Consider the following 24586-nt stretch of genomic DNA (forward strand, 5'->3'; position numbering starts at 1 on the left):
AAGCTGTACTCTTTAATGTTGATTTTACTTCAGTTCATTTGTTATGGACAAAATAAGGATGTGATAAGCAATGAAAAAAAGAGCTTTAGGACAACTTTTACTACGAATAAAATAATTGTGGATGGTTTTTTGGATGAATCTGATTGGGGAAAAACTGAGGTGGCGAGCAATTTCACACAGATACAGCCTCAAACTGGCAACAAGGCTTATTTCATTACGGAAGTAAAAAGTTTATATACGGCAAGCTCGCTGTATTTTGGAATAGTCTGCTATGATACCATAGGAAGAAATAACGTTAAAGCTCCCGACCTCAAAAGGGATTTTAACTTTCAAAACCATGATTTGGTAGGAATTACAATCGATGGCTTTAACGATGAACGTAATGGTATTACCGTTTTTGCCAATCCATATGGAGCACAGCGCGATTACCTTTCTTTTGATGATACATATTTTGATGTTGATTGGAACGGATTGTGGAAAGTAAGGACAACCCGAACAGATGATTATTGGGTTGCGGAATTTGAAATTCCTTGGAAAACCCTACGGTATAAACTATCGGATAGTCAAACACCAGTTTTTGGCATCAATTTTCAACGGGTACAACGAACCAGTAATGAACGTTCCGCTTGGTCGTTTTATCCTCGCTCAGTAGGTTTTAACCGCATGGAGCATGCCGGAAAAATGTCGGGCTTTATACCTCCAGAGCCGATGACCAATATACAAGTAAATCCCTATACCTTGTTTTCAGATAATCCTGATGGTGCCACCGAATTCAAGGCAGGAGGAGAAGTCAAATGGGTCATAACTCCGAACCTTGTTCTGGACGCTACTGTCAATACAGATTTTGCGCAGGCAGATGTCGACCAGCTTGTGAATAACACGACTCGATTTTCGGTTTTGTTTCCTGAAAAGAGACAGTTCTTTTTGGAAAACTCTTCTTTGTTTGGGGTAGGGATTTCTGGAGATGGCGGTATAAGCGGAAATGTTGCCCTAATCCCTTTCTTTAGTAGGCGGATAGGTTTGGATGCCAATAGTAGACCTATTCCCATAGCCTATGGGGGCCGGGCGGTACATCGTTCCAATAAGCGGAATTTTGGAGCCATGTTCCTTCAGCAAAAGGGATCCAGCAATGGTGCGAACCAAAAGTACTTTGTGGGCAGGTATTCGGAAAATATCGGGAAAAACAATAGAATCGGTGCTATTGTAACCGGTGTAACCGGCAAAGCAACCGACGCCACAACGGCACTTAATTCCCGATTCGATTATACAACTGCCATTGATGGTTTCTTTCGGTTGAATCCACAGCATTCAATTAATGCCATGATTAGCCTTACAGGAGATAAAGCGGGGAATAATATGGGCTGGGCGGGGTATGTTCAATATGAATATAAATCGGACAGAATCAATGCTTGGCTGGCTTCCACATGGATTTCAGATAAATTTGACCCCAAAAGTGGGTTTATCTCAAGAAGGAATATCATAGCGACCATGCCCGGAGTTGAGCTCAGTTTAAGGGAAAAATGGCTACCTTTTAAACGAGTGGTTCGCGACTATGAACCAGGTATATTTGCAGAAATCTACCACGAAGCGTCCACAGGGAATATTTTAGAGCAAAAGATAGCCATATCTCCCTTATCCTTTAATTTTATAAAAGGGGGCAAAATGGGGGTTTCGTACTCCTACAATTATCAACGCATCGCCGAAGATTTTAGCCCTGTCGGGCTGGCCATAGGAATGGGAACGTATACTTACAACAACTATGAGATATACTATTCGAGCGATGGTTCACGGAAAATCTCCTATGACATCTCCTATCAAACCGGAGGGTATTTCAACGGCAAACTCCATACATTGGATGTTTCTCTCGCGTATTCCCCAAAGCCATATATTTCATTAGGTGCAAGCATTGGAGCAAATGATTTCGAAAAGGTTGGCATTATGGAAGAAGACAAATCGGTCAATCTATTTTCGTTTGACAGTCGGTTTGCCGTTAATCCTCGACTTCAGTTTACATTCCTTTACCAACGGAACACGTTGGACAAAAGTAACCTTTACAATGCCAGGCTTTCTTGGGAATACAAACCCTTATCCTTTGTGTATTTGGTTTTTAATAGTCGAGAATACGGCTTGTTGGAGCGCACTAATGAGCAAAACACTATCGTTAAGGTTAGCTTTTTAAAACAACTTTAGCATGAAAGCGTAAATGTCCAAATCAACCCGTTAGGACAACCTCTTGCCCGACAAAATTTTACCGACAACCCTTGGCACCAGAATTGATGTAATATAGGCTATGACAAGCAAAGAATCATTTTTTATAAAGGGTGAAAACCTACTTAAAAAGGTCAAAGAATTGATTGCCGAGGGAAATATCCGCAAAATCAGCATTTCAGACAAAGAAGGGAAGGAAATCATGAGTTTCCCACTCACCATTGGTGTGGTCGGTGCGTTATTGGTACCCGTCTTAGCGGCTGTAGGGGCATTGGCGGCGTTAATTGGCGAATGTTCAATCACCGTAGAAAGGGAAGTACAACCGGATACCGAATCAGATGCTGCTTCAGATACGGATACCTAGCCTCAAATTGCTCAAGAAGTGTATGGATATTTCAATGGTCACATTAAATCATATTGGTACTATAGCGGCATAGTGGCCATAAAAAATGAAAGGTTTCCAAACGGGGAGAATGGAAACCTTTACTAACCAATTATAAACCTAAATTATGATGCCGCAAAGATAGTGTTTTTAATACACTACACAAAATATTTTTTAAAAAAGATAAAAACGCGACTATTGAATCAATAAGAAGTATTTAGACCGTTAAGAGGCTCGGTTATTGGCATTAAAATTACCTTCATTACGCTGTTGAGGGTTGCCTTTATGCCTAAAATTTCGCTTCTTGTTTGGCTTTTTCCGCTTTACTCCGCTTTCTGACTGGGGTACAAACCCGCTACCCAGCCCCTCAGGTAAAGGTATAACCTCCACCCCTTTTTCCATTAATTTCTCGATGGCTTCAAAACGCCGGTTGTCCCGATAATTCACAAAAGTGATGGCGGTCCCGGTTTTTTCAGCCCTAGCCGTCCGCCCGATCCGGTGGATGTAATCTTCGGGATCTGGGGGTACGTCATAATTGACGATCAGATCGATTCCCACTACGTCAATTCCCCTAGAAAGCACGTCCGTGCCAATCAATATCGGTAATTGCTTGTTCTTAAAGCGTAGCAGGATCTCTTCGCGTTCCCCTTGATCCAGATCGGAATGAAAAGGTTGTACCGCCAATCCCAGGTTCTGCAGCTCACGGCCCAACGCCTTGACCTTGTCTTTGGTTGACGAAAACACAATAACACTGCGGAAATCGCCACTTTGCAGCAATTGCTTCAGTAAAGGTGTTTTCTGTTCGTCGCCTATCCGGTATTGTTGCTGCACAATGCCTGCCGCGGGTTTTGATATGGCAATGTTTACCTGCTCCGGGTGCTTTAACAATGTTTTGGCAAAAACCCTTATTTTAGGCGGCATGGTGGCCGAAAAAAGCATCGTTTGCCTTTCAACAGATACTTGGCCAACAATACGATTAATGTCATCTTTGAAACCCATGTCCAACATGCGGTCGGCCTCATCGAGCACCAGAAATTTGATTTCGTTTAAACGCACGATACCCGAACTGATGTGCGCGATAAGCCGCCCAGGGGTAGCGATTACGATATCCACACCATCACGCAATGCCCGGCGTTGCTGCTCATAGCCAATGCCATCGCCGCCGCCATAGATGGCGATGGAGGTGATGCCCGTGAAATAAGCCAACCCTTCTACCTGCTGATCAATCTGCATAGCCAACTCACGCGTGGGCGCCAATATCAATGCACTGATGGTCGGCCGGTGCTCCATGCGGCATATGGCATCCATTACCGGCAATAAGTAAGATGCTGTCTTCCCTGTACCGGTTTGTGCGCAAGCAATCAGGTCACGCCGCTTTTGGATAATTGGAATGGTTTCGGCCTGTATCGGTGTAGGTGTCTTGAAGCCCATGCTATTCAGGCCTTCAAAAAGATTCCCGTCGAAATTAAAATCGCTAAATGTCAAAGTATTGTAATTAATTTTTACTGTGAAATTACAAAAATACACAATTCTTTTCGCGATTCCGTAAAACTTACGCAGTTATGTATGATTAGGCTCAACTGACCTTTTAACCCGAATTGTCAAAATTTCGTTATTAATCATTATTGATACTGATTTATCTCAAAATAATGTCTTCCTTTGACGACCGAATGAACGTTCAATTAAATACCACGGCAGAGAAGAAACAGGCCATCTATGAAAGCACACTGCGACTCATCAAGGAGTTTGGCTTCCATGGCACTCCCATGAGCATGATTGCAAAAAAGGCGGGAGTAGCCACTGGAACCATCTACCATTATTTTGCATCGAAGGAAGAATTGATCATTGAGCTCTTCCTGTATAACAGAAAAAAAGTACGAAACGCAATATTTAAGGAAAACGAAGAAGGACTTGCTTACCCCGACCGATTTATTTCGATATGGACCAACTTCGTGAACTATTATATCCAATATCCGGAAATATTGAGCTTCTTGGAACAATTTTATTCCTCTCCATACGTCAAAGCAATATACAACAAGGACAATATCTGCTTTCAGGATGAACTTACAAAGTTCTTAAAACAAGGCATTGAAAAAGGACACATCAAAGCACTGGACGTCAATATTATAAATGCGGCATTTATTGGAACAGTGGCCGCTACGGCAAAAAGACATATCAACGGTTATTTTATCTTTGAAGAAGAAGACATGAAAAAGATGGTGGGTATCATCTGGGACGGCATCAAGAATTAATTAACAACATACTAGTACAGCAACATGCATATCAAGAGACTGATTTACGGTATTCTACTATTATCATTGACTAGCTATTCATCGGCGTTGTTGGCGCAGGAATCCGCTGAATCCCTTCCCCAAAATGCGCGATTGCAAGACATCATTGATTTTGCCCTTGGCAATCGAGCGGCTGTACAGCAGGCCCTTTTGGATGAAGAGATCGGCGAGCGAGATATTGCCTCCGCCCTTTCCGGATGGTTTCCCCAAATCAGTGCTAACGCTACCTACAATCGCAACATCATCATTCCTACCCTCGTGATAGGCGACCAAGTAATACAGGCGGGGCAAAACCATGTGGGGGCTTTGGTGCTACAGGCCGATCAGCAACTGCTCAATCCGGGGCTGCTGCAAGCTTCAAAGGCTGCAAAATATATTCGGCAACAAAATGACCAGAATACGGAAAACAGCAGGATAACCACCGTTGTGGAGGTCAGCAAAGGCTATTACGACATTCTCACCAGTGAGGAACAGGTGAACATCATCAAAGAGAACATTATACGCCTGGAAAAGCAACTGAGGGATGCCAAGGCCCGGTATGAAACCGGGATTGTCGACAAGACCGACTACAAACGGGCGGAAATCTCGTTGAGCAATTCGAAGGCCGAACAAAAGCGGGTGACCGAGGTATTGAAGTACAAATATGCCTACCTCAAGGAACTCATTGGACTGACAGCGGATGAAACACTCACCCTGTCTTTTGACAATGCGTCCATGGAAAATGAGATGCTGTTGGACACCACGCTGGTGGTCGACTATAACAAACGGATAGAGTACCAACAATTACAAACCCAAAGGCAACTCCAAAGCATCAATACACAATACAACAAATGGACGTTTCTACCCAACCTATCCGCCTTTTATAATTATGCGTGGGATTATCGGGAAAATCGGTTTTCAGCATTATTCGATCAGGACTATCCGCGCTCAGTATTCGGACTGACACTCAATATCCCCATCTTCCAAGGCACCAAACGCATCCAAGAAATCCGGAAGTCGAGGTTGCAGGAGGAACGGCTGGATTGGGATATTATCGATCTCAAGAACCAGATTAACACTCAATATGAAATGGCAATGGCTACCTATAAGGCTAACTTGAATGATTGGCAGGTAGCTAAGCACAATGTAACGTTGTCTGAAGAGGTGTATAACACCATCAAATTGCAATATGATGAAGGCATCAAGACCTATTTAGATTTGATGACTGCTGAAACGGACCTTCGCACTTCGCAAATTAATTACCTCAATGCCTTGTATGCTGTCTTGTCAGGGAAACTTGACGTGCACCAGGCTCTGGGCAGTACTGAAACCAATTAATCCCGTAGCATGAAACGAACAACACCGTCGAAATCAATAACTATGAACAGTAATCGTATCGCAGCCCTATTTGTTATTGGGGCAAGCATAACCGCATCATGCGGAGGCAATGGTCAGCAACAGCAACCAGCCCCTGGTCAACAAGCCATTCCCGTAGCTACGCAAGCCGTGACGGAAGAAATCGTAATCGGCACGGACAATTTTCCAGGCAGCGTGGTGCCCCTCAAGGAAACGGAGCTGCGGGCAGAGGTAAGTGGGTATATCACGGGCATTTCCGCTGCGGACGGTGCTTCAGTAAGCAAAGGGCAAAAGCTCTATGAGATAGACCGCACCCGCTATGCAGCAGCGGTGGAGCAAGCAAAGGCAAACCTGGCGATTGCCGAAGCTAACCTCGCGCGGGTGAAACGCGATGTGGAACGATACCGTAAGCTGGCAGAGCAAGACGCCATTGCGAAGCAAACCTTGGACTATGCCGAAACGGATGTCAACAATGCTGAGGCACAGGTGGAGTCGGCACGAGCAGCGTTCACGACCGCCAATACCGATCTCAATCGCTCCGTTATCACGGCCCCATTCAGTGGCACCATCGGCATTTCTCAAGTACGCATGGGCGCATTGGTCAGTGCCGGCAGTACATTAATCAACACGATATCATCTACGACACCCATTGCCGTCGATTTTCCGGTAAACGAACGCAATATCCAGCGATTTACCACATTGCAGCGGGATGCTTCCAGCGAAAAGGATTCCACCATCATGCTTGACCTATCCGCTGGTGCCACGTATGCGCATCCGGGCAAAATCATCACCATAGACCGGGCAGTAGACCGGGCCACTGGCACCATCACCATCCGTGCGAGCTTCCCCAATCCGGATGGTATCTTGCGGGCGGGGATGAATACCAATGTGCTGGTGCGCAGCCAATCCGAATCCAAACAGCTGGTCATTCCTTATCAGGCGGTCACGGAGCAGCTAGGCCAATCATCCGTATTTGTCGTCACCGACAGCAGTACCGTAGCACAGCGCAAGGTCGTCCTGGGGACGAAAGCAGCCGACAAGGTGGTCGTGTCTGAGGGCCTTTCCCTTGGCGATACAATTGTTACTGAGGGCATCATTAACCTCAGAGAGGGCACCAAAGTAACCGTTCAACGACCTGGTCAAAAATAGGCCTAAGCGATGAAGATAAACATTCACCCCGTATAGCACAAGAGTAAACATGATATCAGAAGTATTTATAAGAAGGCCCGTTACAGCCATTGTCATATCCATCCTGATTACGCTGATCGGGGTCATCTCCATCACCACCCTGCCCATTAGCCAGTACCCTGATATAGCCCCACCCACGGTCACCGTAAGCGCCACCTATACCGGAGCTGATGCCCAAACCGTGGAGCAAACGGTGACCACCCTAATCGAAAGCCAAATCAACGGTACGCCGGGCATGACCTATATGTCGTCAAACAGCACCGCCAACGGCCAGTCGGCCATCACCGTAACCTTTGATGTAGGTACGGATATTGATATCGCTACGCTGGATGTGCAAAACCGCGTGGGTATCGCCGAGCCGGCCCTGCCTGAAGCGGTAAGGCGACTGGGGGTAACCACCCGTAAAGCCAATACCGATGTGCTGATGATGGTGGCGCTGGTATCTCCAAATGGTACTCGGGACCGGAAGTTTCTGGCCAACTATGTGAATCTGTACGTGCGCGATGCTATCATGCGGGTAAAAGGTGTAGGTGACGTGACAGCCTTTGGCCAACCGTTCAGTATGCGCGTGTGGTTGGATGCTACCAAGCTTTCCAACCTAGGCATCACGCCAGCGCAAGTCAACGCGGCCATACAAGAACAGAATGTTCGTGTGCCGGGCGGGAGCGTAGGCGGAAGTCCACAACAATCTACACAGGTCTTTGAGTTTCCGATTATTCTAGACGGCGACCTCAATACCGAAGAGCAATTTGAAGAAATTGTGGTAAAAACCAATGCCGATGGTTCCATCGTTTACCTCAAGGATGTGGCTCGTGTGGAACTCGGTGAATTTGCTTATTCCATCTCTACCAAGGTCAATGGCGAGCTTTCGTCAGGCATGATGATCAGCCAGATGCCGGGAGGAAATGCCGTGGAAACGGCAGAGGGCATTTACAAAGCCTTGGAGGAACTGAAAGCCGCTTTCCCTTCCGATGTAGATTATGTAGTGGGTTATGAAACCGTCTCAGTCGTAGAAGCTTCCATTGAGGCTGTGCTGCATACGCTTATTGAGGCCCTTATCTTGGTCACATTGGTGGTGTTCCTGTTCCTGCAAAGTTGGCGGGCTACACTTATCCCCATCCTAGCCATCCCGGTTTCCATCGTGGGTACGTTTATTTTTTTCAACCTCTTTGGTTTTTCCATCAACAACCTGACCATGCTGGCCTTCGTATTGGCCATCGGTATTGTGGTGGACGACGCCATTGTGGTGGTGGAAGCCGTGCAACATTATATCGATCATGACAAGCTTTCGGCTCCCGAGGCCACCCGGCGTGCCATGAAAGAAATCACAGCACCTGTTATTGCCATCGGCCTCATACTGGCTGCCGTGTTCGTACCGGTAGGCTTCATCCCCGGCATGGTGGGTCAGCTATACCAGCAATTTGCCATCACCATTGCAGTATCCGTATTATTGTCAGCATTCATTGCACTTACCCTTACACCCGCCTTATGCTCGCTACTGCTCAAACCCATGCAGTTTAACGAAAAGTCCCGCGGTATCAATAGGCTATTTTACCGGTTCAACACCTGGTTTGAGCGGGCCACCAAACGCTATTCCAATGGCGTACGTCGATCCATAAAACGCGCACCTTTGGTCATTATCGTATTGGTTTGTATCTACGTGGGCACGTATGGCCTGTTCAGTGCTAAACCTACTGGATTCATTCCGAATGAGGATGCTGGTGTATTCTTCGTGGGGATTTCCCTACCTGAAGGTGCTTCGGCAACCCGTACCAACGTGGTGATGGATGAAATATCTGATACGCTAAGGAAGAGCGTTCCTGAAATCAATAACATTACCCTTGTATCTGGGATTAACCTGCTGAACCGTTCGTTTAAACCCAGTGCCGGCACGTTTTTCGTGCAACTGAAACCCTGGGAACAACGAGACAGGACGGTGCAGGAGATCCTTGGACAAATTCGGGGGATGTATAATGGATACACCAAGGCTACCTTGCTACCGGTTTCGCCACCTGCCATACCCGGCCTCGGCGTGAGCGGCGGGTTCACGATGCAGGTCCTTGACCAACAAGGGGGCGACATCAAGGATTTTGAAGCTACTGTGGGCAAGTTCTTGATGGCTGCAAACCAGCGACCGGAAATAGGCGCGGCATATACCCTATTTAATTCAAAAACCCCCAATTACCAAGTCCGGATTGATCGTGAGCAGGCTAAACGGATGGGTGTTTCCATCGGCAGCATCTATAGCACCATTTCCTCCTACCTGGGTAGTAGCTATGTCAATGATTTTACTAAATATGGCCGGAATTACCGGGTGGTCACCCAAGCCGATACCACCTTCCGTATGGAAATCGATGACATCAAGAAACTATATGTCAGCAATCAGCAGGGCACTTCCGTACCGCTTAGCGCTTTGGTCGATTACCATATCGTCGAAAATCCTTCCATTATCAATCACTTCAACATCTTCCGTTCCATTGAAGTGGGTGGCAGTGCCGCACCGGGATACAGTAGTGGCGATGCATTGGCTGCCTTGGAGGAGACTGCGGCGCAGACACTTGGGGCGGGTTATACCTATGAGTTTTCAGGGCTGAGCTTGCAAGAGCGACAGGCGGGCAATACAACGATACAGATATTTGCATTATGTATCATTTTTGTATTCTTACTGCTTGCGGCACTGTATGAGAGTTGGTCGGTCCCCTTTTCAATATTGCTCTCGGTACCATTGGGCGTCTTTGGGGCTATTCTTATCCTTACTTTCCTGCCTCGACTCGATAATAATATCTATGCACAAATCGGTTTGATTGCCATTATCGGGCTCGCGGCCAAAAACGCCATCTTAATTGTGGAGTTTGCCAAAGAACGGCTAGACATCGGGATGGGCTTACTCAAAGCCACCATGGAGGCCGTAAAACTACGCCTCAGGCCCATCATCATGACTTCCATGGCTTTCATCCTCGGCATCGTGCCACTGATGTTTTCCGCTGGAGCGGGTGCCATTTCCCGGCAGACTATTGGCTGGGCGGTATTTGGTGGGATGCTGATCGCTACATTCATCGGTATCTTTGTGGTACCCGTGCTGTTCGTATTGATCACCAAGATGGCTTATGGCAAGAAGAAACTTGCCGAGCTCAAGCGGTCTTATAAACCCGAAGAACACACCGACATCTTGCATACGGATGACGATGAAGAGGAGGATTAATGGTTAATTGTTGGTGGCTGATTGTAATTATCCACGAAAAGTATATATTTGCAGTCCCAAATCGATAATGGATTTGGGACGCTTTGCCCGGATGGCGAAATTGGTAAACGTTGCGGTCTCAGAAGCCGTTGGGAGCAGTCCCTTGAGAGTTCGAGTCTCTCTCCGGGCACCATTGAAAAAGCACCTTTAGGGGTGCTTTTTTACGTTATTCAAACACATCCTTTTCATCGCAAACCATATTTATTGCTACTTTTGTCGCATAACGACTGGCCATGGCGAACATCCATCATTTCAAGGAGATCAGTACCAACAAAATAAACGAACATCATATGAATCCTTCAACAAACAAAGAAAATGCTGTAACGATTATTGGTCTAGGTCCGATGGGACAGGCCATGGCAACGGTATACCTAAACAAAGGTTACCGTGTAACCGTGTGGAATCGCACCGCCAGTAGGGCCGACGGCCTCGTTGAAAAAGGAGCCGTAAAGGCAAGTACAGTTGCTGATGCCCTACGGGCCAGCGAATTGGTTATCTTGAGTTTGACCGATTACGAGGCGATGTATCCTATCTTTGCAGGATCCGAAGACGCATTAGCAAACCGACTCATCGTCAACCTGAGTTCAGACACGCCCGACAAGACCAGAGAAGCAGCCGCATGGCTGAAAAGCCACGGAGCCGAACTCCTCGTGGGTGGTGTCATGGTTCCCGCCGAACTTGTGGGGAAAGAAGGGGCATACGTATTTTACAGTGGACAGAAGACGGTTTTCGAGACGCATGAAGCGACATTGCGGCTAATAGGCAAACCTGACTACGTTGGCGAGGATCCCGGGCTCGCGCAACTCTACTACCAAGCTCAGCTCGATATCTTCCTTACATCGTTAGCCGCATACTTGCATGCCACCGCACTGGTCGGTTCAGCAGGGGTTTCCGCAAAGACATTCCTCCCCTATGCGATTGAAACGTTTGATTCCCTGTCGGTTATCGGTGGGTTGGCAGAAGCCGCTGATCATATCGATGCGGGCAAATACCCCGGTGAGATGGCCAACGTCATTATGATGGGTGCCACCGCGGATCACATTGTTGGAGCTAGCCGTGCTGTTGGAATCAACTCCCGCCTACCGGAAGCCGTGAAGGCGCTTTATGACCGTACAATTGCGACAGGCCATGGAAAAGACGGCTGGCCTAGTCTATTTGAGGCTATTAAAAAGAATTCATAAAAAACCAGGATTAAGTTCGTATGACAACAACCAATAAAACAGCGCAAGCAGTAACGGTAATTGGCTTGGGAAGATCATCATCCAATTGACAATGGAGCCATTTTCCAGCAGTACGGGTTGTTGAAATGCAATTCATTGCAGGCTACGCAACACGTCGGCAGCCTCCGATTCATCAATAGGGTGGCTATCATACTTGTGGTATAACTGAAGGAATTTAGAGGCATCCATGGGTTCTTCGGAAAGCACCTCCTTCATACCCCTGAAAAAATCTTCACGGTGCTGAGGGGGGTTGAAAAGCATCAGTGCCATGACTTCCTCATCCGTACCGTTGTAGAAACCATGGGGTGTGAACCGTGGGATATGGATGACACCCCCCTCCCCGATCTCCACTTCACGGTCGATCAATTGGACGGTCAACGTGCCTTTGGTGACCACAAAGGTTTCATCCATAAACCGGTGGTAATGTAGTTTGGCACCAGACACTTGTGGAGCTAGTTTCACCTCATATAAACCCATTTGGTTATTGGTGGACTCGGTGGTGAGTTTGAACGTGAGTTTAGAACCCAGCATTTCAAGGGATTCACCTGCATCAGCAGCCATAACTACCGGAGCATTGACCAGTTTGTCTGCCAAATAATCCTGTACACCCGATTTATTTCCTGCACCTTCCACCCTTGGTGTTTGTGCTTTTCCTGTTAATATATCCATGCTTAATACAATGATAATAATGATTTGTTTTGTCATGATTCCCGTTTTGTGGTAAAGACAAAACAGTATACCGAAACGTGACAAAATTGTCAAAATGTTTGAGCTGTAGTCCCGTACACCATGCTCAGTGAACCTGGATATGTCTTATCTTCTCTGGATCGACAATCGAATTAATCTGGGTGATTTTCCCTTCCTCCGGCGACATTTCAAATACTTGGCAAACCTTAAGCTCACCGTCATGGTAATACAATAAGGCCGGCTGGTGGTTTACCTCTCCCATTACGATTTGATAGCTCGATTGATACTGATGATAGACAAATAATAACAGATCGGCCACGTCCTGCGATCCGATGCAAAGTTTCTTAACCACCTGGAGTTTAGCGCCACCATCCGCATAAAATACGATGTCTTCGGCAAGCAATTCCTCTATATGGGTCATATCCTTGCTTCGGATTGCTTCTATATACTTATCCAGCATGGCTTTGGTTTCCATTTTTGTATGAATCGCTTTTGGTGACACTTTTCCAGTTTTGAACAGCTTGTCTTTTGCCCTACTTAGCAATTTACGCGAATTTTCCTCCGTGATGTCCAATGTATCGGCAATCTCTTGGTGAGCATAGTCAAAACTTTCCCTTAGGATAAATACCGCACGCTCCTGGGCATTCAGCCTTTCCAGCAGTACCAGTAACGAATAAGAAAGGATATCCTTGAGGTGCACATCCCTGTCGGCATCTTCGGTGGCAACAGGTTCGGGTAACCACACATCATTATGGGTGATCCGTTTATTTCGGTTCTTGATATTGATAGCCCTATTGATCACACTTCTGATCAGGTAGTTGCGTTCATCGGCAATTCCATCTTTTGGCAGTGTGATAAACTTTAATAACACATCCTGTATGGCATCCCTCGCATCATCTGTGGATCCCAAGATATTATAAGCGTATGGAAATAATAGGTGTTGGTAATCGGTACTCATTTTTCTAACTTCATATAAATGGCTAGGGCATCAAATGCCAAAGATAAGGGATATAGGATACAAACCTATGAGACTATCGGTTCAGTATGTGGGTAGTTGCCAACCACTTTCCATTGGCCGTTTTCGTCTGCTATAAGTGCAATAAACGAAATAAACTTGAATGTCGGTCGATATAAATGGACCTTTACCATGGCAAGTGCTCCCGCCCGATCCACGGACTCTACGTGTATTTCCCTAGGTGTGCCCCCAAATACCTTTTGCTCAATAAGCGAAAGATAAGCTTCCTTATCGATGTTGAATACGCCTTTTTGTTCAAAGAAGCCACTTTGCAAGTTTCTATAATTAGCATGCAGTACGGCATCCAGTTTTTGGATATCTTGCTCGTCCCCTCCCTTTACAAAGTCAGTTACTACGCTTAAGATTTCATTCTCTGCTGATTCCATAATGTGTTGTTTTGATATTTTTATAGAAGACAAGTTTCACGAGGGAAACGTGACAACTTTTTATAACATATAGCTGTTATTTCACCAGCCTCGCCACAAACATGCTGTCTGCCTTATGCAGGTATCCACACAGCATATCCATCCGTTCAAGCCTGAGGCTATGGTGCGCTTGCAAGTGTTCTATTACGTGTTCATTCTCCGCTGAAAATACGGAGCATGTGATGTAAATAAGTGGCTTTCCGGGCTTCAGGTGTTTCACCATATTGCCGGCAAGCTGTTTCTGCAGTGTGGCAAAGCGGCCAATCGACTGTTCGTCAAATGCGGATATCTGCTCCGGTGTGCGGCCCCATGTACCGGAACCCGTGCAGGGTGCATCTAAGATCATGCCATCAAACTGCTCATCTCCAAGTATAGTATCGGCATCTTTGGAAAGATCGATGATTTTACGCCTATAGGATTTGATTCCCGCTGCTTCAAACCGTTCATCCAGGTTGCGCAGGATGCTGTTTCGTGTATCCGACACCAATAGGTTCACACTGGGATTGCTATCGAGCAATAAAAGTGATTTTCCGCCCGAGCCCGCACAGGCGTCCCACCAGTGTTCACCTGCGGACGCTTCAAAATATGCGGCCGTTTGCTGTGAAGATTTATCCTGCACTTCATATTTCCCGGCTAGACCAGGGATACGGTCCAAGGCCGTACCGTTGGGCAGGGCGATAGTAAAATCGCTTAGCTTCTGGTAAGGGATATTTTCTTTTTCCAATATACTAAGCACCTCAGTTTCGTGAGCATGACGTAAGCGGATAAACAAATCAGGCTGTGTGAACAGGCTATATGTAAACCCAAGTTGGTCTACACCAGCTGATAAATGCGATGTATAAGGGAATACATCGGCCAACCGGAATGCGGTATAGTCTTCCAATAACGCAATTTTTTGGGATAGCTCATCGGAGATATGAGAATAAAGCTCCGGTAGCAACAACTGGGCTACGGCGCTATCTTTGCTACACAAGAACTCAGCCAAGGCCAATCGATCCGGCAACGGACTTTTTGCGGCTGCAAGTCCAATCCGGAAATAATTATAAGCTAGACGCGATGCTATGCGCCTATCAGCAGATCCCATCTGGCGATTCCGCTTGTAAAACCCCGAAAGGAAACGGGCCAATGGTTCATCGCCCGAATATTCCTGCAAAAGGCGTTCAACCGTACGGATTTGTTGCTGTATGCGTTTTTCCATGGAATCCGTCAGATATTATGTTGCGTCATCATGAGGCAGATAACGGGTCGCGCTGCACTAGCGATTATTTAAGCGGCTTAAAGCTTTCACCTTTATATTGCATAAAGGAAATAGCGTTATTCACATATCCCCAAGAGGGATTATACTCAAATTTAAAGGTATTGTGCAGCCCGTCGTATTCTACATTAGTAATGTGGTCCTTATACCCTTCGCCATACTCTGCCAATAAGCTTCCGAAATAATAAGCAGCATCATACCCTTTGTAGGCAAATTCCGTAGGTACCACACCAAACTCTTGCTGGTACTGCTGGTCAAACTTGCGTACATTGGAAGCACTTTTATCGATATAATAAGAAGACGTGATCCGTGTCTGGAATGCACCTAAGCCCTCGCTTTCATCAAAATCCATTTTCGCCCAATTGGGGTGACCAAATAGTTGGATTTGGTACGATAGTTCATCCTTCAATGTCAGTAAATGGGCTAAAACGGGTGATATTTGATATTTATTGGTCGTACCTAATACAACCAAGTTTTTGCCCGAAAGACGCACCCTACTTTCCAGGCTTTCTTCGTCCTGTACCTCAACGATGCTAATATTTTTGTTCAGCTGTTGGATTTCTGTTTTTAGGGGTGCGAGGAATTGCTGGCTTGCCGCATCTTGCGTCTTGTATAGCAATACCACATCACCGGTGCTATATTGCTTCGCGATATGGGTTGCCAAAGTCTTGATATGTGCCGAGATGGGCGAAGTAATGGTGACCAAATTGGGAAGGTTAAACTCGGAAGGCATGCTGGCCGCCAGCGGCGAAATCTGTAGCGCTTGGTCAAGCGAAGCATTAAATCCAAAGGTCTGGATTTCCTTGGGGTATACCGGCCCCACCACCAAAGCGGCGTTCCGTACTTCATCTAGCTTGGCAATGCGTGTATTTTCCGCCACATCATCCCGGGTATCCAGCACATTCACCTTGAAATTGGTGCCAGCTGCAGCCAGTGCATCGAGCCCTAATTTGAACCCTTGGTAAAAGTCCAACGCCAGCGCTGATCTACGGATGTCGATGGTGCTAGGCGCATGTTGGTTGGCCTTGTTCAGCTGGAAAGGCAACAGCAATGCGATGCTCTTCACATCTATTATGTCTGCGTCCGTCTCTTCCTTGTCTTTCTTTTCCGCTGGAGTTTCCTTCTTCGGTTCATCTTTGCTACCCATAGGGCGGAGTACCCGCACTTTGGGTTTACATCCAGCGATAAGCAGCATCAATGATGCGACCAGTATTATAAGTTTACTCCCATTCAATGGTAGCCGGTGGTTTCGAACTGATATCATATACAACCCTATTTATCCCTTTTACGTGATTGATTATTTCATTTGATATTTTTGCCAATAACTCATATGGCAGATGTATCCAATCTGCAGTCATTCCGTCCAAGGACCCAACGGCACGTAGGCATACCACATGTTCATAAGTACGTTCATCGCCCATTACGCCTACCGACTGCACGGGGAGGAATATGGTGCCTGCCTGCCATACTTGGTCATACCAACCCGATTCACGCAGGTTGCGGATATAGATGTCATCAGCTTCCTGCAAAATCCGTACCTTTTCCGGTGTGATATCACCTAAAATCCGTATGGCTAGTCCGGGTCCAGGAAAAGGATGTCGTCCAAGGATATTAGGGGCTATTCCTAAAGCTTTCCCAACCCTACGCACTTCATCTTTGAACAGCGTGTTCAGCGGTTCCACTACCTTGAGCTTCATTAAATCGGGTAGCCCACCCACGTTGTGGTGTGATTTGATGGTAGCCGATGGACCGTTGACCGATACAGATTCAATGACATCGGGGTAAATGGTGCCTTGGCCAAGCCATTTCACCGCTACCCCTTCGGGCAATTCGGCCTGCACCGCGTGGGCAGCATCGTCAAATTCCTCGATAAAAGCCCCGCCGATGATTTTACGTTTCTGCTCCGGTTCACTCACACCAGCCAGCTGCCGATAAAACCGATCTTTGGCATTTACCCCCTTGATATTGAGCCCCATGTGCTGGTATGAATCAAGCACCTGTTCAAACTCATCCTTCCGCAAAAGACCATGGTCTACGAAGATGCAGTGCAGGTTTTTGCCAATCGCTTGGTGCAACAATACCGCTGCCACCGTCGAGTCCACCCCACCGGAAAGGGCCATGATCACGTGGTCATTGCCCAGTCTTTCCCTTAAAGCGGCCACGGTGGTTTCGACAAAGGCATCAGCCGTCCAGGATGGGGTACATCCGCAAATGTCCAGCACAAAATTTTTGAGTAATGTAGTACCATCCGTACTATGCGTCACCTCGGGGTGGAATTGTATACCATAGGTACGGGTACCTTTGACATGGTAGGCCGCCACCTTTACTTTATCGGTACTTGCAATGATTTCAAAATGATCGGGAATCACCGAAATGGTATCCCCATGCGACATCCATACTTGAGATTCAACAGGAATATCAGCCAACAGTGGATTGGCGTTATCTATAAAGTGGAGATTGGCCCTACCGTATTCACGGATAGTCGAAGCGACAACTTGACCACCCGAATGCTGGGCAATATATTGCGCCCCATAACACACGCCTAGCAAGGGAAATTGGTCTTGCAGGTCATGGAAATCAATATGGGGTGGGTTTTCTTGGCGCACAGAGTATGGGCTGCCTGAAAGGATAATCCCTTTTACCGTACCGTTAAATTCAGGAAGATGGTTATATGGGTGTATTTCACAATATACATTCAGCTCTCGTACACGACGTGCAATCAATTGGGTGTATTGGGAGCCGAAATCAACAATAATGATTTTTTCTGGCATGGGCCAAAGGTACGGATTTGATTCGAGATGTGAGATATGAGATGTGAGATCTCCGAACTTCCTATTCCTTACCTTTTCACAAATGCTACCCTCCGGTTTTGGGCCTTACCTTCAGTCGTATTGTTATCCCCTACTGGCTCACCTTCACCTTTACCATCAGTTTCCATCCGGTTTCCATCAATCCCAAATTCGCCGCTCAACGCTTTCTTCACCGATGCTGCGCGATCCTTGGATAATTTAAGGTTCACATCGTCACTACCATCGCTATCCGTATAGCCGATGATGGAAACGTTCACATCTGGGTTTTCTTTGAGCACCGTCGCGATTTCTTTCAACACCCCGTAGGATGCTGGTTTGATAACTGCTGACCCCGTATTGAAATAGATGCCGGTCGTAGAAAACCTACCTTCTGTGATCAACTTGCTGCGGGTATCCGGTGTGCCGACTGCCAGCCGGAGGTTGCTAATCAAGTATTGGTTGCCATTCTTGGCGCCATCTCTACTGAATACCAATCCATTATAGCTTACACCTGTTGCAAAAGCTCGAGGAAGATCCCAAACTTTGTTTTCATCCACATAGAAACGGAGCCGCTGATTTTGTCGCCATATCGATATCTTTACGATGTTGCGATCTTTATTGTTGAAGGCCTCCAATCCTGACATCATATTCTCCATGCTTTTCTTCTTGTTTTCCCATAGTTCATAGCCACTTTTTCCTTTCGGAGCACTACCAGCGTCTTGAGGATGTAGGGTTACGGTCACGCCAGTATTTCTGCCTTGCCCAAAACGGCTCCATCCGGTAAAGTTGTTGGCTCCGGAGAGACTAGCCATGGAGATCATCAAGGGGGAATCATAAAAACTATAATCCGGTGTGACGGCCAAATCAAACTCCAAAGTGAAATTTTCAGGTAGGTTGGTAATGAAATCCGGCGTAACAGTACCTTTAGTGGTCAATGCCAACCATTTGCCTTCGGCACCCGCGATGGTCTTGATTTCTCCGCTGGCATTCGTATTCCACTTTGCAGGGAAATCCCCCACGGCATCTTGGGAAAAATCTTCCATCACGATGACTTTTTCTCCCGGCACAAAATCAAACTTACCGTACGAAGCAAAGGTTGTTGTATTGGCCGACCCCATCTCACCCTGACGCCCACCTTGGGTAGTGCCGGATGCTGCGTCTTCCTTGTCAGACTTTTTGGATTTATCGCCCTCAAACACTTTGTCTAATGCTTTGTCCGTATTTTCAGATGTCTCTTTCTCTATCCGACGTTCAATGGTGCGTTCCGCTGCTTTCCCGGCCTTTTTAGCCAACTTCTTCATCAGTTGGGCCTCTGCTGTCCCCGGGGCACCTACCCATAACAATGCACCTAAGCCTATTAGTACAATTTTCATGTTTCCCTCCATTAGTTTTGTCAATGGTTTATTCATTGATAAATATAGCCATACTGCTGTGGCGTTACTGCTGGAATGAGCGAACATGCCTTTTGGATAAACCATTACCCCTGTTCACTTAGCCGCATACCGCTCCCCCGTGAAAATATTTTTGTTCTCTGCTTGGAGAACCAAATTTTTCTCATACCTTTGTACTGTAAAAGATTGATTTGGAAAAATTCAGAGATAAAATCGAACTGCATGGCAGTACAATGGAGCGCATGGGCTTAGGGCCAGTAGCCGCAAGGGTGTATGTTTACTTATTGTATTGCGATGAAACCGGCGCAACCTTTGAAGATATGGTAGCCTATTTCAGTGTGAGCAAAAGCGCTGTTTCAAACGCACTGAAGATGCTCAAAGCTGTCGAAATGGTGGATTCTCGCACGATGGGTGGGAAACGGAAACGTTTTTTTTATATCAATTTCCAGAATATGTTTAATGAACGATATATGGAGACACGTATCAAAAGTTTTTCCAAGATGTTGGAAGACATCCGTGCAGATCGGGCTAAGGATGACGGCTTTGCCCAAGAACTGGAAAATGTGGCACTCCTTTATAGCATGCTATTGGTGGAGTATCCCATCATGATAGAGCGCTGGCGGCGCACAGTGGCTATGCGGGCAAATAAAGATTAATTTTTTTTACCAACTTGTTCTTTACTTTAAGAACTAAAAGAACTTAAATGAAAGCACGCTGTTTATATCTTCCGTTTTTTTCCGCGATGTTGGGCATACCGGGGATCGCCAGTGCCCAGGAATGGACACTTGAAAGCTGCCTCCAATACGGTTTGCAGCACAGCCGTGAACTGCTTGTCGCTGAAAAGGAGAGCGAAGTCGCCGAGGTGGGCCAACGCAAAGCCATATCCGCGCTTCTTCCCGAAGTGGATGGTACCGCCGGTTTGGACCATTACTGGAAAATACCGGTGCAGGTATTCCCGGGAGAGCTGCTCGGTCAACCCGAAGGGACTTTTGTGCCGGTAAGATTGGGTACGCCTTGGACGGGCACCTTCGGGGCTGAAGGCAGATTGCCCATCGTGGATGCACAGGCATGGGGAGAAATCAAAATGGCCGCATTGAAACAGCAAGCCGCACAAGAGAGGCAACAAAATCTAGACAAGACACTCGTCCGTAATATCCGTATGGCATTTTACCATACCAGTCTTGGGATGGAAACCATCCAACTTACCGAAAGCCGGCTAGAGCGGGTCAGTGAAATGCATGGGCTCATCAGCCGGTTGTTTAAAAGTGGGCTGACGGATAAAATTGCGTTCAACCAATCACTCACCCTCTTGAAAGACCGCGAAGAAGCAGCGTTAGCTGCTAAATCCGACAGTGATGCCGCCCTTTTGGATCTCAAATTTTGGATGGGGTATCCACTGGACAGCGTGCTTACGATTAATCCTGGCACGCTGGGAACATATTCCGCCATGTCTGATGCCTTTGATCCATCGCTATTGCCTGAATATGGTAACCGCCGCTTGCAAGCAGACCTGGCCACACAGCAGTGGAAAAACACCAAAAAGGCCTTACTGCCCACGCTGGCCCTCACAGCGGGATACAGTAAAATGGGATTCGGTTCGTCGCTCGATTTCATCGGTGAGTCAACCTGGTTTGCCTCGGGATATGTGGGACTACAATTGCGCGTACCCCTATTCTCAATGGCCAAAATGGCCCATAATCCCAAAGAACAACGCTTGCGTGCCGAAACTGCAGCGATTGAATTTGAGCAGTATCAACAATCCGAACAAAAAAGGTACATGGAGGAACGCCTACAACTGAACAAGAGCCTAACCCGTGTACGCATACAGGAGGAGCGTATGGCACTGGCTCAGGAAAATGAGGTGTTAGCAGCACAGAAACTCGAAAAAGGCATCATCGATATGCTGGAACTCAAGGACGTGCAGCAAGAACTTGACCAAGTACATACGCAGCTCAATCAGGCAAAACTGGAATATTTCCGCCATCAAGTAACCATTCAATATTTGCAAAATCAACAATAACCATGAATAGACTCACATCAGTAAATACATTGATTAAGCCATTAACTGGCAGGTGGATGGTTTCATTCGCGGTGCTTCTGCTCCTATCCAGTATACAATCCTGTGGGGATCGTACCGAACGCCATACCGTGGAAGAGGTGTCCTTACATGAGGCCGTGTACGCTTCGGGTGAAATCTTCCCGCTTGAATACGAACACCTCATGGCCACTACGCCTGAACGTATCCATCAAATTCTGGTCCGTGAAGGTGATACGGTAAAGGCTGGGCAACCCCTTGTGATTTTGGGCTCCCCCAGTGAAAACGAACAGCTAGGCATCCTTTCTGGACAACTGGCGATAGCCCGTCAAAACGCCGCGGCGGGTTCGGCCGTCCGGGCCGAGTTGCAAGAACGCATGGCCCTTGCCAAAAAACAATATGAACAAGATTCAATAAACGCACAGCGTTACACCGAATTGGCCATCACCCAAGCGGTTTCGCGCAAACAAGCTGAGGAAATGGCGGTGCAAGCAGCTTCCAGCCTTACCCAATACAACAATCTCCGGCTGCAGTTGCAGTCGCAATACAATGACCTGCAAAACAAGGTATTGGCTGCAGAACAGCAACTAGCGCAATTCCGGCAAGGAAGGGAAAGCCGCGTACTGATTAGCCGAATTGAGGGAAAAGTTTTCAGCATCCATAAGGAAGTGGGTGAAACCGTCAACCCTCAAGAGCCCATCCTCATGGTAGGCTCCCCTGGGAAATACCAGTTGGAACTTCTGGTGGATGAACGCGACGTCTCCAAAATCAAACTGGGTCAACAAGTCCTTTTCGAAACCGATGCTTATGCCGGAAAACAGTTCAAGGCACAAGTGAACAAAATTATGCCCGTGCTACAAAAAGAAAACAGGAGCTTCGAAATTGAAGCGCTGGTACTCGATGACAGCGATTTTTATCCACAGGCGTCCGTAGAGGCCAACATTGTGATCCGTGATAGTAGTCAGGTATTGGCGATTCCCGTAGATTATTTATTGCCGGGAGACAGTGTGCAGATAAGCCGTGATGGCAGTGAACAAAAAATCGCCGTACAAACGGGTATCCGGGATGGCGAACTGCTAGAGGTGAATGGCGGATTGCAAAAGGGGGATGTCGTCATCAAAAATAAAACACCATGAAGATAGCCAAAGATTTCAAACTGGCTGCTTCCATCGCTTTCACCCACATGCGCGCAAAACTGAAGCAGACCATCATTGCCACCGTCGGGGTTGCCTTTGGCATCACGGTATTCATCTTTATGGTCAGCGTCATGGAAGGCACCAATGAATTCACGGAGGACGTCGTGTTTGAGCAATCGCCACATCTCAGACTATATAACGAAATAGCGCTTGCGGAGCATTCCATATTGGACAGGGCCGCACCCAGCGCATGGAATGTGGTACACCACCAAAAACCCAAGGACATCCTTCCCAACCTGAAAGACGGCATCAGGGCTGTGGAAGAACTCGGAAAGGATCACCGGGTGCTGGCCATCTCTGCATCCGTGAGCACCCAATTGTTTTACCGATTAGGGTCAGCTTCCGTAAATGGCCGGGTTCTCGGCATCAATTTCGAGAATGAAGATGCTTTATTTGCCCTAGGTAGCAAAATTGTGGAAGGTGGCCATGAGAAGCTGGCTACCCAACCCAATAGCTTACTCATGGGCGTGGGTCTTGCCAGGAAACTCAATGTGGCGACGGGAGACAAGTTATCCGTGACCACGGAGAAAGGCGATAATTTTCAAGTTACCATCATTGGGCTGTTCAAGACCGGATTGACCGATATTGACAACCAACAAAGTTATGCCAGCCTGAAGACCGTGCAGCGGTTCCTTGGGGTGCCGGCAAGCTATATCACAGACATCAAGGTAAAGCTCCATGATAAGGAATTGGCTCCCGAAATTGTTGAAGAACTGGAAAACCGCTACCAATATAGCGGGTCTGACTGGAAAAAGGACAATTCAGCCTTGTTGGAAGGAAACGTGCTACGCAACATGATCACATACGGAGTAGCCTCTACCATTCTACTCGTTGCCGGTTTCGGCATCTTCAACATCCTAACCATGATGATTTATGAAAAAATGAAGGATATTGCCATTCTGAAAGCCACGGGCTTCTCAGATACAGACGTCCGGTGGGTATTTCTTATCCAAGCAATCGTCATCGGATTCATTGGGGCGGTGATGGGACTGATTTTCGGCTTTCTACTCGCTTACGCAACATCGAGGATGCCCTTCGAAAGTGATGTGATGATTACGATGGACCACCTACCCGTAAGCTTCAAGCCCATTTATTACATATCCGGATTCACTTTTGGCATCCTCACCACTATATTGGCCGGCTATATGCCTTCACGCCACGCCGCCAAGGTCGACCCGATCACCATCTTAAGAGGATAATTATCATGAATATACTAGAAGCAAAGGATATCCATAAATATTTCAGGGAACCCACGGAGTTCCATGTATTGAAGGGGCTTACTTTCCACATCGAGAAAGGCAAGTTCATTTCCATCACCGGTAAATCCGGCAGTGGGAAATCTACATTGCTATACTTATTGTCTACGATGGATACCGATTTTGAAGGAAGCATCAAAATCAATGGGGAGGAAATGAGGGGAAAAAGCAACCGCTGGCTCGCTGATTTCCGCAATCACCACATTGGCTTTGTCTTCCAGTTCCATTTTCTGCTCCCCGAATTCTCCGCTTTGCGCAATGTGATGCTACCGGGCCTCAAACGGGCACAACAACCACCCGATGAAGTGGAACACAAAGCCTATGAATTGCTCAAGCTGCTGGATGTGGAGGATCAGGCGAAAAAAAGGGCCGTTTTGCTATCGGGTGGCCAGCAGCAACGGGTGGCCATTGCCCGGGCACTCATCAACGACCCCCTGATTGTGATGGGCGATGAGCCCACGGGCAACCTCGATAGCCGTAACTCGGCCATTGTATTTGATCTGTTCAGTCAATTAGCAGCAGAACGGGGACAAACCATGCTCATGGTGACGCACGATGACGAATTTGCCGAAAAATCAGACCATATCATCCACTTGGCTGATGGCCGAATCGATAAACAATGATCAAGGAACTATGGAAACAGCAATCTATGTGCACAAGACCCCTGTTTGC

Annotated in this window: 20 protein-coding genes and 1 tRNA gene; 13 read left to right on the forward strand and 8 right to left on the reverse strand. The window is 47.0% G+C overall.

Annotated features, from left to right (window positions below; all coding sequences use genetic code 11):
- The first annotated feature begins 117 nt into the window (after nucleotides 1–117).
- Both NF543_RS05285 and NF543_RS05290 read left to right on the forward strand, forming a co-directional pair.
- A complete protein-coding gene (locus NF543_RS05285) occupies nucleotides 118–2190 on the forward strand; it encodes a carbohydrate binding family 9 domain-containing protein (protein ID WP_257667068.1) in 2073 nt (690 codons plus the stop codon).
- A 100-nt stretch (nucleotides 2191–2290) separates the two neighbouring features.
- A complete protein-coding gene (locus tag NF543_RS05290) occupies nucleotides 2291–2572 on the forward strand; it encodes a DUF4342 domain-containing protein (protein WP_257667069.1) in 282 nt (93 codons plus the stop codon).
- A 243-nt stretch (nucleotides 2573–2815) separates the two neighbouring features.
- Here NF543_RS05290 and NF543_RS05295 read toward each other — a convergent pair whose 3' ends face one another.
- Nucleotides 2816–4075, reverse strand: a complete 1260-nt coding sequence (locus NF543_RS05295) for a DEAD/DEAH box helicase (RefSeq protein WP_257667070.1) — start codon at nucleotides 4073–4075, stop codon at nucleotides 2816–2818.
- A gap of 185 nt (nucleotides 4076–4260) precedes the next feature.
- On the opposite strand from NF543_RS05295, the gene NF543_RS05300 reads away from it, so the two are divergent.
- The 6 genes from NF543_RS05300 (at nucleotide 4261) to NF543_RS05325 (ending at nucleotide 11826) form a co-directional block, all read left to right on the forward strand.
- Nucleotides 4261–4842, forward strand: a complete 582-nt coding sequence (locus NF543_RS05300; RefSeq protein ID WP_257667071.1) for a TetR/AcrR family transcriptional regulator — start codon at nucleotides 4261–4263, stop codon at nucleotides 4840–4842.
- 24 nt (nucleotides 4843–4866) lie between these two features.
- Nucleotides 4867–6198 (forward strand): TolC family protein, encoded by a 1332-nt coding sequence (locus NF543_RS05305; RefSeq protein ID WP_257667072.1) that lies wholly within the window; start codon nucleotides 4867–4869, stop codon nucleotides 6196–6198.
- Between the two features lie 42 nt (nucleotides 6199–6240).
- Nucleotides 6241–7365 carry an efflux RND transporter periplasmic adaptor subunit gene (locus NF543_RS05310; protein ID WP_257667073.1) on the forward strand — a complete coding sequence of 375 codons (1125 nt, stop codon included), beginning with the start codon at nucleotides 6241–6243 and terminating at the stop codon, nucleotides 7363–7365.
- 49 nt (nucleotides 7366–7414) lie between these two features.
- The gene (locus NF543_RS05315; RefSeq protein WP_257667074.1) at nucleotides 7415–10606 is read left to right on the forward strand and encodes an efflux RND transporter permease subunit; all 3192 of its coding nucleotides are present in this window, start codon (nucleotides 7415–7417) and stop codon (nucleotides 10604–10606) included.
- Nucleotides 10607–10691: 85 nt separating this feature from the next.
- Nucleotides 10692–10778 (forward strand) — tRNA-Leu (locus tag NF543_RS05320).
- Nucleotides 10779–10878: 100 nt separating this feature from the next.
- Nucleotides 10879–11826: an NAD(P)-dependent oxidoreductase gene (locus NF543_RS05325; RefSeq protein WP_257667075.1), complete on the forward strand. Its 948-nt coding sequence runs from the start codon at nucleotides 10879–10881 to the stop codon at nucleotides 11824–11826.
- Between the two features lie 132 nt (nucleotides 11827–11958).
- Here the strand turns inward: NF543_RS05325 and NF543_RS05330 are convergent, their stop codons facing one another.
- The 7 genes from NF543_RS05330 to NF543_RS05360 form a co-directional block, all read right to left on the reverse strand.
- Complete coding sequence (locus NF543_RS05330) at nucleotides 11959–12570, reverse strand: cupin domain-containing protein (protein ID WP_257667076.1); 612 nt, start codon at nucleotides 12568–12570, stop codon at nucleotides 11959–11961.
- Between the two features lie 88 nt (nucleotides 12571–12658).
- Nucleotides 12659–13510: a sigma-70 family RNA polymerase sigma factor gene (locus NF543_RS05335; RefSeq protein WP_257667077.1), complete on the reverse strand. Its 852-nt coding sequence runs from the start codon at nucleotides 13508–13510 to the stop codon at nucleotides 12659–12661.
- A gap of 65 nt (nucleotides 13511–13575) precedes the next feature.
- Nucleotides 13576–13953, reverse strand: coding sequence for a nuclear transport factor 2 family protein (locus NF543_RS05340; protein ID WP_257667078.1), 378 nt, complete (start codon nucleotides 13951–13953; stop codon nucleotides 13576–13578).
- 76 nt (nucleotides 13954–14029) lie between these two features.
- Complete coding sequence (locus tag NF543_RS05345) at nucleotides 14030–15190, reverse strand: RsmB/NOP family class I SAM-dependent RNA methyltransferase (protein WP_257667079.1); 1161 nt, start codon at nucleotides 15188–15190, stop codon at nucleotides 14030–14032.
- Between the two features lie 64 nt (nucleotides 15191–15254).
- Entirely contained in the window at nucleotides 15255–16511 is a 1257-nt protein-coding gene (locus NF543_RS05350; protein WP_257667080.1) for an ABC transporter substrate-binding protein, read from the reverse strand.
- Nucleotides 16468–18018, reverse strand: coding sequence for a glutamine-hydrolyzing GMP synthase (gene guaA, locus NF543_RS05355; protein ID WP_257667081.1), 1551 nt, complete (start codon nucleotides 18016–18018; stop codon nucleotides 16468–16470). Before guaA ends, NF543_RS05350 begins: the two co-directional genes overlap by 44 nt.
- A gap of 68 nt (nucleotides 18019–18086) precedes the next feature.
- Complete coding sequence (locus tag NF543_RS05360) at nucleotides 18087–19409, reverse strand: OmpA family protein (RefSeq protein ID WP_257667082.1); 1323 nt, start codon at nucleotides 19407–19409, stop codon at nucleotides 18087–18089.
- Nucleotides 19410–19618: 209 nt separating this feature from the next.
- On the opposite strand from NF543_RS05360, the gene NF543_RS05365 reads away from it, so the two are divergent.
- Genes NF543_RS05365 through NF543_RS05385 form a run of 5 tightly spaced genes read left to right on the forward strand, consistent with a single transcriptional unit; the run spans nucleotide 19619 to nucleotide 24537 of the window.
- Nucleotides 19619–20083: a GbsR/MarR family transcriptional regulator gene (locus NF543_RS05365; protein ID WP_257667083.1), complete on the forward strand. Its 465-nt coding sequence runs from the start codon at nucleotides 19619–19621 to the stop codon at nucleotides 20081–20083.
- Nucleotides 20084–20130: 47 nt separating this feature from the next.
- Entirely contained in the window at nucleotides 20131–21447 is a 1317-nt protein-coding gene (locus NF543_RS05370; protein WP_257667084.1) for a TolC family protein, read from the forward strand.
- A gap of 2 nt (nucleotides 21448–21449) precedes the next feature.
- The gene (locus tag NF543_RS05375; RefSeq protein WP_257667085.1) at nucleotides 21450–22598 is read left to right on the forward strand and encodes an efflux RND transporter periplasmic adaptor subunit; all 1149 of its coding nucleotides are present in this window, start codon (nucleotides 21450–21452) and stop codon (nucleotides 22596–22598) included.
- A complete protein-coding gene (locus NF543_RS05380; protein WP_257667086.1) occupies nucleotides 22595–23857 on the forward strand; it encodes an ABC transporter permease in 1263 nt (420 codons plus the stop codon). Before NF543_RS05375 ends, NF543_RS05380 begins: the two co-directional genes overlap by 4 nt.
- Before the next feature lie 5 nt (nucleotides 23858–23862).
- Complete coding sequence (locus tag NF543_RS05385; RefSeq protein WP_257667087.1) at nucleotides 23863–24537, forward strand: ABC transporter ATP-binding protein; 675 nt, start codon at nucleotides 23863–23865, stop codon at nucleotides 24535–24537.
- The last annotated feature ends 49 nt before the right edge of the window (nucleotides 24538–24586 follow it).

Origin of the sequence: Parapedobacter tibetensis (assembly GCF_024704835.1) — a bacterium.
Classification (GTDB): domain Bacteria; phylum Bacteroidota; class Bacteroidia; order Sphingobacteriales; family Sphingobacteriaceae; genus Parapedobacter; species Parapedobacter tibetensis.

Coding starts and splice junctions, on each gene's coding strand:
- NF543_RS05290 (WP_257667069.1), top strand. CDS start 2,291: ATGACAAGCAAAGAATCATTTTTTATAAAGGGTGAAAACCTACTTAAA.
- NF543_RS05300 (WP_257667071.1), top strand. CDS start 4,261: ATGAACGTTCAATTAAATACCACGGCAGAGAAGAAACAGGCCATCTAT.
- NF543_RS05305 (WP_257667072.1), top strand. CDS start 4,867: ATGCATATCAAGAGACTGATTTACGGTATTCTACTATTATCATTGACT.
- NF543_RS05310 (WP_257667073.1), top strand. CDS start 6,241: ATGAACAGTAATCGTATCGCAGCCCTATTTGTTATTGGGGCAAGCATA.
- NF543_RS05315 (WP_257667074.1), top strand. CDS start 7,415: ATGATATCAGAAGTATTTATAAGAAGGCCCGTTACAGCCATTGTCATA.
- NF543_RS05325 (WP_257667075.1), top strand. CDS start 10,879: ATGGCGAACATCCATCATTTCAAGGAGATCAGTACCAACAAAATAAAC.
- NF543_RS05330 (WP_257667076.1), bottom strand. CDS start 12,570: ATGACAAAACAAATCATTATTATCATTGTATTAAGCATGGATATATTA.
- NF543_RS05335 (WP_257667077.1), bottom strand. CDS start 13,510: ATGAGTACCGATTACCAACACCTATTATTTCCATACGCTTATAATATC.
- NF543_RS05340 (WP_257667078.1), bottom strand. CDS start 13,953: ATGGAATCAGCAGAGAATGAAATCTTAAGCGTAGTAACTGACTTTGTA.
- NF543_RS05345 (WP_257667079.1), bottom strand. CDS start 15,190: ATGGAAAAACGCATACAGCAACAAATCCGTACGGTTGAACGCCTTTTG.
- NF543_RS05350 (WP_257667080.1), bottom strand. CDS start 16,511: ATGATATCAGTTCGAAACCACCGGCTACCATTGAATGGGAGTAAACTT.
- guaA (WP_257667081.1), bottom strand. CDS start 18,018: ATGCCAGAAAAAATCATTATTGTTGATTTCGGCTCCCAATACACCCAA.
- NF543_RS05360 (WP_257667082.1), bottom strand. CDS start 19,409: ATGAAAATTGTACTAATAGGCTTAGGTGCATTGTTATGGGTAGGTGCC.
- NF543_RS05370 (WP_257667084.1), top strand. CDS start 20,131: ATGAAAGCACGCTGTTTATATCTTCCGTTTTTTTCCGCGATGTTGGGC.
- NF543_RS05375 (WP_257667085.1), top strand. CDS start 21,450: ATGAATAGACTCACATCAGTAAATACATTGATTAAGCCATTAACTGGC.
- NF543_RS05380 (WP_257667086.1), top strand. CDS start 22,595: ATGAAGATAGCCAAAGATTTCAAACTGGCTGCTTCCATCGCTTTCACC.
- NF543_RS05385 (WP_257667087.1), top strand. CDS start 23,863: ATGAATATACTAGAAGCAAAGGATATCCATAAATATTTCAGGGAACCC.